The sequence below is a fragment of the Pseudoduganella namucuonensis genome (assembly GCF_900116645.1).
GTDB lineage: Bacteria > Pseudomonadota > Gammaproteobacteria > Burkholderiales > Burkholderiaceae_D > Rugamonas > Rugamonas namucuonensis.
Map to the genome: position 1 here is coordinate 1 of NZ_FPBO01000098.1, position 2,177 is coordinate 2,177.

At 57.5% G+C, this 2,177-nt stretch carries 2 protein-coding genes; both read left to right on the plus strand.

Annotation, left to right across the window (positions count from 1 at the left end; translation table 11 throughout):
- On the plus strand, positions 1–1,727 hold a 1,727-nt coding region (locus BM436_RS35845; RefSeq protein WP_093561682.1), incomplete at its 5' end, for a polymorphic toxin type 46 domain-containing protein.
- A gap of 11 nt (positions 1,728–1,738) precedes the next feature.
- Entirely contained in the window at positions 1,739–2,014 is a 276-nt protein-coding gene (locus BM436_RS35850) for an immunity protein Tsi6 family protein (RefSeq protein WP_143133532.1), read from the plus strand.
- Positions 2,015–2,177 lie beyond the last annotated feature (163 nt).

Consider the following 2,177-nt stretch of genomic DNA (forward strand, 5'->3'; position numbering starts at 1 on the left):
GCATGGCCGCCCCCTCGTCGGCGGCGGTGGACACCGGCGGCGACATCAGCGGCTACCTGAACAACACCACCGGCGCGGCGGCGGCCATCGCGCGCGGCGCGGTCCCGCAAAGCAGCTTCCAGTGGGAGCCGGTGGCGAGCGGCGCGCAGCCGTGGGCGTATGACATCGCGCAGACGCTGCATCAGCGCACGCTGGCCAACGACCCGGGCGTCACGTACTGGGCCGGCAAGTCGATCGACGACATCGCCATGGAGATACAACGGGGCGCGAGCGGGCAAGGCGCGTATTTCGGCCGGGGCGAGCTCCTTCAAGGCACCTTCGGCGGTGATTCCATCACCGGGAAAGACGGTACAAAGTCGTATTTCGGGAATTCGACCGCGACGGGCGGCGCCGGCATCAACGTCGCTCAGGCCTTCGGCTTCGGCGGCCTCGACTTCTCCGACCTGTCGGGCGGCGGACCGGATTATCTGGGCATGTTGAACGCCTATGACGCCGCGAACGTGGGCGGAGCCGGCACGGGGTCTTGGAACGCGACCAGCTACGCCAGCACGTCCACCACGGTCGGCTTTGGCGGCAGCTATGGGGCCGCGACTGGCGACGTGGTTGACTTCCGCTCCGTCGCGGAAGCCAATGGCAGTTACCCAAGCAGCGGGCTGACCGACTATATGGGTAAAATCGTTCCCTACACGACGACCTACAACACCGAAACCGGCTATTGGCAACAGTTCACGAATGATGATTTCATCATCAATTCCATCAAGCTGGCCCCGCAAGACTTGTCCTCTGGCGGACTGACGAAGGGGCAACTCAACGCCATCATCGCCGCCGGCCAGGACGTGGACGCGATCGGCCCCGATTTCAGTGGCGGGCTGAGCACCAATGCGCCGCAGGCCCTGAACTCGGACGACTGGAGCGCGGGGCCGCCGCAGATGCGCAGCCCGATCCAGCTTGCCCATGAGGCGAAGGGGATCATTGATGGTATATTCTCGCCGGCGGGATGGCGCGGGATTTACCGTGCCGTCAATAACTTCCTGGCCGACACTTCGTTTGGCAGCGCTCCGACCGTGCCATTGACGCCTGCCGAACGCAGCGCTGCCAAGAACACGGCGCTCTCCCTGGTCGCGTTCCTGGCCAAGGAAACCGAGCCAGTGATGATTTTCAGCATGCCCGGGACTGGTGCTGTGGGAAGAACTGGGGCAAATACGATTGATGTTGCCGTTATTGATGCGGCTGCTTTACGGCGTTCGTACTTGAATGATAAATTTGGTCGTACCGGCGATGTTAATCTTGACATTAATATGCGAGGTCGCCAAGAAACAGTCACTAACTTCTTTAAGTCACAAGGGGTTCCCGAGGCTAATATTCCATCGTATATGACCGGCATCGATCTAACTCAACCAGTATCGTTACAGTCGTTCGGCGCTGGCAAGCCCCTATACCAATTTCAAACGCCGGGTGCACCTCAAGGAAATTGGTATTCGTTTAGTCCGAGCGTGCAGCCTACCGAGTTGGGAATTAGCCCCCTTGGATTTAATCGGGCAACACAAACCGTGGAACCGAAGATTCTCAACCCGTACGTCACGACCGGGCCAGTAACCATGTTGCGCAGCACTTCTGCGGCGGTGAATGATTTTTGGTCTGTTAGTGGGCAATCGTATCCGACCGTCGGCGGCGCACGTCAGTTGTTTTCAAATCAAAGGCCGCTGTTTGTGCCTCGGAATAATTAATAAGGAATAGCATGGCTGCAATAGAAGAAATTGAAAATGCTTTAACTTTGGCGCGAGTTCGCTTGGACGAGGCCCCCGATTTTGAATTGTTCGTTTCGACCGTAGCTCAACTAGAGTATTTATTGTCGGTAGTCAAGGGCGATGAAAGAGACAGGTCACGACTGAAAGATATTATTGTTGGCCACTTCGCGGTGCGCGAGTTTGAGGAAAATGATCCTGAGTTTGCGCAGGCCCTCAACGCTGCACAGTTCATTGCATCCAAGGCAGCTAGAGGATTGAAAGTCTAAGAAGCATTTGGGGCAAATACCACCTTGGTTCCCCCTCCGCTTGTCCGGCAAGCAAAAACGCACTGATACTAACTGTCGAGTCCCGTTTGATCATAAACACGTTTAACGAATAATTCGGGCTTCTGCCGCTGCCATTCCTTGAGCGCTTGGATCGGTGTCCTGG